This is a genomic window from Stappia sp. (assembly GCF_048261845.1).
In the GTDB taxonomy this organism is placed as follows: Bacteria; Pseudomonadota; Alphaproteobacteria; order Rhizobiales; family Stappiaceae; genus Stappia.
Window position 1 is genome coordinate 1 of record NZ_JBLXFR010000123.1, and the last position, 6,008, is coordinate 6,008.

Below are 6,008 nucleotides of genomic sequence, written 5' to 3' on the forward strand. Positions count from 1 at the left end.
AGTCGACGCACCTTGCCCAGCACGCGCGCGGCGACAAGCCGGGCCGCGTGATCAGCACCGCCAAGGGCTGCTACATCACCGATCGCGACGGCAATCGCTTTCTTGATGCCTTTGCCGGCCTCTACTGCGTCAACGTCGGCTACGGCCGCACCGAGATCGCCGAGGCGATTGCCGGGCAGGCGCGCGAGCTGGCCTATTACCACGCCTATGTCGGCCACGGCACCGAGACCAGCATAACCCTAGCCAAGATGGTGATGGACCGCGCCCCCGAAGGGATGAGCAAGGTCTACTTCGGCCTCGGCGGCTCGGACGCGAACGAGACCAACGTCAAGCTGATCTGGTATTACAACAACATCCTGGGGCGTCCCGAGAAGAAGAAGATCATCTCGCGCTGGCGCGGCTATCACGGCTCCGGGCTGATGACCGGTTCGCTGACCGGCCTTGAACTGTTTCACAAGAAATTCGACCTGCCGCTGACGCAGGTCATCCACACCGACTCGCCCTATTACTACCGCCGGCCCGATGCGTCGATGAGCGAGGCGCAGTTCACCGCCCATCTCGTCGCCGAACTCGGGGCGCTGATCGAGCGCGAGGGCGCCGATACCATCGCCGCCTTCATCGGCGAGCCGATCCTCGGCACCGGCGGCATCGTCCCGCCGCCCGAGGGCTACTGGGAGCAGGTGCAGGCGGTGCTGAAGAAGCACGACATCCTGCTGGTGGCCGACGAGGTCGTCACCGGCTTTGGCCGCATGGGCACGATGATGGGCTCGGATCACTACGGCATCCGCCCCGACCTGATCACCATCGCCAAAGGGCTGACCTCGGCCTATGCGCCGCTCTCCGGCTCGATCGTGGGCGACCGGATGTGGAAGGTGCTGGAGCAAGGCACGGACGAAAACGGCCCGCTGGGTCACGGCTGGACCTACTCGGCCCATCCGATCGGCGCGGCGGCGGGCATCGCCAACCTCAAGCTGATCGACAGCCTCGGGCTGGTCGACAACGTGCGGCAGGTCGGACCGAAGTTGATCGAGGGGATGCGCGACGCGCTGGGGGCGCATCCCAACGTCGGCGAGGTGCGCGGCGACGGGATGCTCTGCGCGGTCGAGCTGGTGCGCGACCGCGACAGCCGCGCCGGTTTCGACGCCGCCGATGGCATCTGCGCCCGCGTCGTGACCGAGATGGGGCGCCTTGGTGTCATCGCCCGCGCGATGCCGCAGGGTGACATCATCGGCTTTGCCCCGCCGCTATGCCTGAGCGAGGGCGAGGCCGGCGGGATCATCGACAAGACGCGCGCCGCCGTGACTTCGGTGCTGCCGGCCTGATGGGGGTCGGACGGCAAGTCAGGCACGGGCGTGACGTCACGCGATTTTCCCGCAATGTGGCGCGATTGTGTTGCATGTCCCGTAGTGAGTCTGTTTACTGTGAAAAAACGCGGTTCAACTAGGCCGCGATAAATGACAGACGGGGAGTCTGACTTGGTTGTGAACCGGACCGACGATGCGTTCGTTGAATTTGAACGCGTGCAGAAAAGCTATGACGGCGAGACGCTGGTCGTCAAAGACCTCAACCTGAAAATGCCGAAAGGCGAGTTTCTGACCATGCTGGGCCCATCGGGCTCGGGCAAGACCACTTGCCTGATGATGCTGGCTGGTTTCGAGACGGCCACTCACGGCGAAATTCGCCTTGACGGCCAGCCGATCAACAACATCCCGCCGCATAAGCGCGGTATCGGCATGGTGTTCCAGAACTACGCACTGTTCCCGCACATGACCGTGGGCGAGAACCTGTCCTTTCCGCTCGAGGTGCGCAAGATCGCAAAGCCCGAGCGCGAGGCCAAGATCAAGCGCGCGCTTGACCGGGTGCAGATGGGCGACTTTGCCAATCGTCGCCCGGCGCAGCTTTCGGGCGGGCAGCAGCAACGCATCGCGCTGGCCCGCGCGCTGGTGTTCGAGCCAGAGTTGGTGCTCATGGACGAACCGCTTGGCGCGCTTGACAAGCAGCTGCGCGAAAGCCTGCAATTCGAAATCACCAACCTCGCGCACGATCTGGGTATCACCGTGGTCTACGTCACCCATGACCAGACCGAGGCGCTGACCATGTCGGATCGCGTCGCCGTGTTCGACGATGGCGTGATCCAGCAGATCGCCCCGCCGGATGACCTTTACGAGCATCCCCAGAACAGCTTCGTCGCCCAGTTCATCGGCGAGAACAACACGCTTGAAGGCGAGGTTCTCGAGATCCGCGACGATATCTGCCTCGTCAAGCTTGACGATGGCAGCCTGATCGACGCTATGCCGGTGAATGTTTCGCGCCCGGGCGAGCGCACCCGCGTCTCGATCCGGCCCGAACGGGTCGAGTTCGACCGCAGCCGCCTGGACGAGAACGCCCACCTCCTCGATGCCGAGGTGCTGGAGTTCATCTACATGGGCGACATCTTCCGCACCCGGCTGAAGGTGGCGGGACGCGACGATTTCATCGTCAAGACCCGCAACAGCGCCGATCAGGTGCGCCTGCAGCCGGGGCAACAGATCAAGATCGGGTGGCAGCCGGAAGATTGCCGCGCTCTGGACGCCTGAGCACCGGTCTGCCGGTCCTTTCAGCCCGAGAACGGGCCGGCGCAAAAGAATAACGGGCTTATTAGGAGAACAAGGAGAATGAGTATGAAACTGAAAACCCTCCTCATGTCGGGCGGCGCGATGCTGATCGCCGGTAGCGCTTGGGCCGAGAGCCACGGCAACATGGCCAACGAGATGACCATCGTTTCCTGGGGCGGCGCCTACCAGAACAGCCAGCTCAAAGCCTATGTCGAGCCCTACCAGGCCGAGAACCCCGACGTGAACGTGATCTGGGACGAAAGCTCGGCCGAGGCGGTGGCGAAGCTGCGTGCCATGAACGAGGCCGGCAACATCACCTGGGATCTCGTGGACGTCGTCGCCTCTGACGCGATCCGTCTGTGCGACGAGGGTCTCGCGATGGAGATCGACCACGACGAGGTCCTGGCGGGCGGCGGTGACGGCAGCTCTGCCTCGGATGACTTCGGCGACCTGCTGGTCAGCGACTGCTTCATTCCGCAGATCGTCTATTCGACCACTTTCGGCTACCGTACCGACGTGGAAGAGTGGGGCGGCAAGGAGCCCGAGGATATCTGCGCCGTGTTCGACCTGGAGAATTTCCCCGGTCAGCGCAGCCTCGAGAAGCGTCCGATCAACAACATGGAATGGGCCCTTCTGTGCGATGGCGTCGCCAAGGATGATGTCTATGACGTGCTCGAGACCGAAGAGGGCCAGGACCAGGCACTCGCCAAGCTCGACACCATCAAGGACCAGGTGGTGTGGTGGTCGGCCGGCGCCGACACGCCGCAGCTCCTGGCCGACGGTGAAGTCGTGATCGGCTCGACCTACAACGGCCGCCTGTTCTCGGTCATCGAGGAACAGGACCAACCCGTCGCCATGCTGTGGGACGCGCAGGTGTTCGACCTGGATGGCTGGATCGTTCCCGCGGGTCTGCCGGAGGATCGTAAGGCGCGCGTGATGGACTTCCTCAAGTTCGCCACCGACACCCAGCGCCTTGCCGACCAGGCCAAGTACATCTCCTACGGCCCGGCGCGCAAATCTTCTGCGCCGCTGGTTGGTCAGCACGCCGAGCTTGGCATCGACATGGCGCCGCACATGCCGACCGATCCGGCCAACGCCACCAACACCTTCCTCTACAACTACGAATGGTGGGCCGACTACCGCGATGACCTGGATTCCAAGTTCCAGGCTTGGCTGGCCAAGTAATCCCGCCAGAGACACGGGCCGGGGGCGGAATTCGCCCCCGGCCACCCCGCCGCAAAACCGCAGAACAGAAGCGGAGCCCTGAATGTCCGACGCGACCTCCCATCCCGAAAAGATGACCGGCCCGACGCCCGACACTGCCATCCGCGACGCCGAACGCCAGGCCGAGAGCGGCAAGATGGTCGCCGCAGACGGCCGCCCCCTCAAGGCCAGCCTGGGCCGTGCCCTGCGCCGTCAGAAACTGCGCGCGTTGATGCTGATTGCTCCGCTGCTGCTGTTCATCCTGCTCACATTCATCGCGCCCATCGCCGACATGCTGTTCCGCTCGGTCGAGAACGACATCGTCGAACTGACCCTGCCGCGGACGGTCGATGCGCTAGACGATTGGGAATACGATACCGGCGAGGTGCCGGACGAGGACGTCTTTGCCGCGCTTTACTACGATCTTGTCGTCGCGGCGGAGTTCAAGACCCACACGCGGCTCGGCTCGCGGCTGAACTATGAAACCACCGGCATCTCGTCGCTGTTCCGCAAGACCGGGCGCCGCGTCGACCGTTTTGACACCGACATATATACCGATCAGTTCGTGGCGCTCGATCCGGCCTGGGAAGACCCGGGCACCTGGGTCGCGCTGCGCGAGGTCGCCGGTGACGCATTGCCCGAAACCGCGACCGCCTATGACGGCTGGGCGCGCGTCATGGTCGAAGAAGAGGGCGACGACCCGGCGGAGGAACAGCCGTGGGACTTCGTCTATACCGCGCTCTATCGCGATCTCGCCGCGCAGCAGACCGTGCCCGAATCGATCGAGGGGCCGATGCGTGCACTGCTGGAGCAGGCCGCCGACGCCGTGCCCGGTTTCGAGACCGTATCGATCCGCCAGCAGTTCGAGGATGTGGACGAAGACTGGACCGCGCTGTCCACCTGGGGCACGATCAAGGCCTATTCGCCCACCTTCACCTCCGGTTACTTCCTGACTGCCATCGATCTCAAGCTGACGCCCGCGGGAATCGAGCAGCAGGACGAGAACCAGCGCATTTATATCACGCTGTTCAAGCGCACGATCTTCATGTCGGTGGTGATCACCCTCAGCTGTATCGTGCTGGGTTACCCCGTCGCTTTCCTCCTGGCGAACCTGCCGACCAGCAAGGCGAACGTCCTGCTCATCCTGGTGCTGCTGCCGTTCTGGACCTCGCTGCTGGTGCGTACCTCGGCCTGGAAGGTGCTGTTGCAGAACCAGGGCGTGATCAACGACATACTGGTGTGGATCGGTCTGGTCAGCGATTCCGACCGCCTTGTGCTGATCAACAACCAGACCGGCACGATCATCGCGATGACGCATATCCTTCTGCCGTTCATGATCCTGCCGCTCTATTCCGTGATGCAGACGATTAACCCCTCCTACGTGCGCGCGGCCAAGTCGCTGGGCGCGACGGACTGGACGGCCTTCTGGCGCGTCTACTTCCCGCAGAGCGTGCCGGGCATCGGCGCGGGCTCGATCCTCGTCTTCATCCTTGCCATCGGCTACTACATCACGCCCGAACTTGTCGGCGGCAACACCGGGACATTCATCTCGAACCGGATCGCCTACCACATCTCCAGTTCGCTGAACTGGGGCCTCGCCGCTGCGCTTGGCACAATCCTGCTGGTGGCGGTGCTGATCCTCTACTGGGCCTATGACCGTATCGTGGGCATCGACAACGTGAAGCTGGGATAACGGACATGAGCGCACTTCCTCCATATGCCTCCACCGGCCAGCGCGTCTGGCACTACACTTTCCGCGTGATTTGCGGGCTGATCTTCTTTTTCCTGATCGCACCGATCCTGGTGATCATCCCGCTCAGCTTCAACGCGGAGAACTTCTTTACCTTCACACCCGAAATGTTGCGCTTCGATCCCGAGGGCTATTCGCTGAAGCACTACCAGGATTTCTTCAGCAACTCCGATTGGCAGGCCGCGATGTGGAACTCGCTGAAGATCGCGCCAATGGCGACGATCCTCTCGGTCAGTTTCGGCACCCTTGCCGCCATCGGGCTGAGCCAGAGCCACGTGCCCTTCCGCCGTGCGATCATGGCGATCCTGATCTCGCCGATGATCGTGCCGCTAATCATCTCGGCGGCCGGCATGTATTTCTTCTACAGCCGCATCGGACTCCAGGGCACCTACTTCGGCGTGGTACTTGCCCATGCAGCGCTGGGCATTCCCTTCGTCATCATCACCGTCACCGCGACGCTG

At 63.2% G+C, this 6,008-nt stretch carries 5 protein-coding genes; all 5 read left to right on the plus strand.

Features of this window, described 5'->3' with window-relative positions; genetic code table 11:
* The coding region (locus ACN0T5_RS21565) for an aminotransferase class III-fold pyridoxal phosphate-dependent enzyme (RefSeq protein WP_417770660.1) at positions 1–1,322 on the plus strand (1,322 nt) is incomplete at its 5' end.
* 159 nt (positions 1,323–1,481) lie between these two features.
* Positions 1,482–2,576, plus strand: a complete 1,095-nt coding sequence (locus ACN0T5_RS21570; protein ID WP_417770664.1) for an ABC transporter ATP-binding protein — start codon at positions 1,482–1,484, stop codon at positions 2,574–2,576.
* A gap of 84 nt (positions 2,577–2,660) precedes the next feature.
* Positions 2,661–3,779: an extracellular solute-binding protein gene (locus ACN0T5_RS21575; RefSeq protein WP_417770661.1), complete on the plus strand. Its 1,119-nt coding sequence runs from the start codon at positions 2,661–2,663 to the stop codon at positions 3,777–3,779.
* Between the two features lie 82 nt (positions 3,780–3,861).
* Positions 3,862–5,490: an ABC transporter permease gene (locus ACN0T5_RS21580; RefSeq protein WP_417770662.1), complete on the plus strand. Its 1,629-nt coding sequence runs from the start codon at positions 3,862–3,864 to the stop codon at positions 5,488–5,490.
* A 5-nt stretch (positions 5,491–5,495) separates the two neighbouring features.
* Positions 5,496–6,008: ABC transporter permease (locus ACN0T5_RS21585; protein WP_417770663.1), on the plus strand; the 513-nt coding region annotated here is incomplete at its 3' end.

What these genes read in the sequence shown, in the direction of transcription:
- ACN0T5_RS21575 (WP_417770661.1), top strand. Translation starts at nt 2,661, where the DNA reads ATGAAACTGAAAACCCTCCTCATGTCGGGCGGCGCGATGCTGATCGCC.
- ACN0T5_RS21580 (WP_417770662.1), top strand. Translation starts at nt 3,862, where the DNA reads ATGTCCGACGCGACCTCCCATCCCGAAAAGATGACCGGCCCGACGCCC.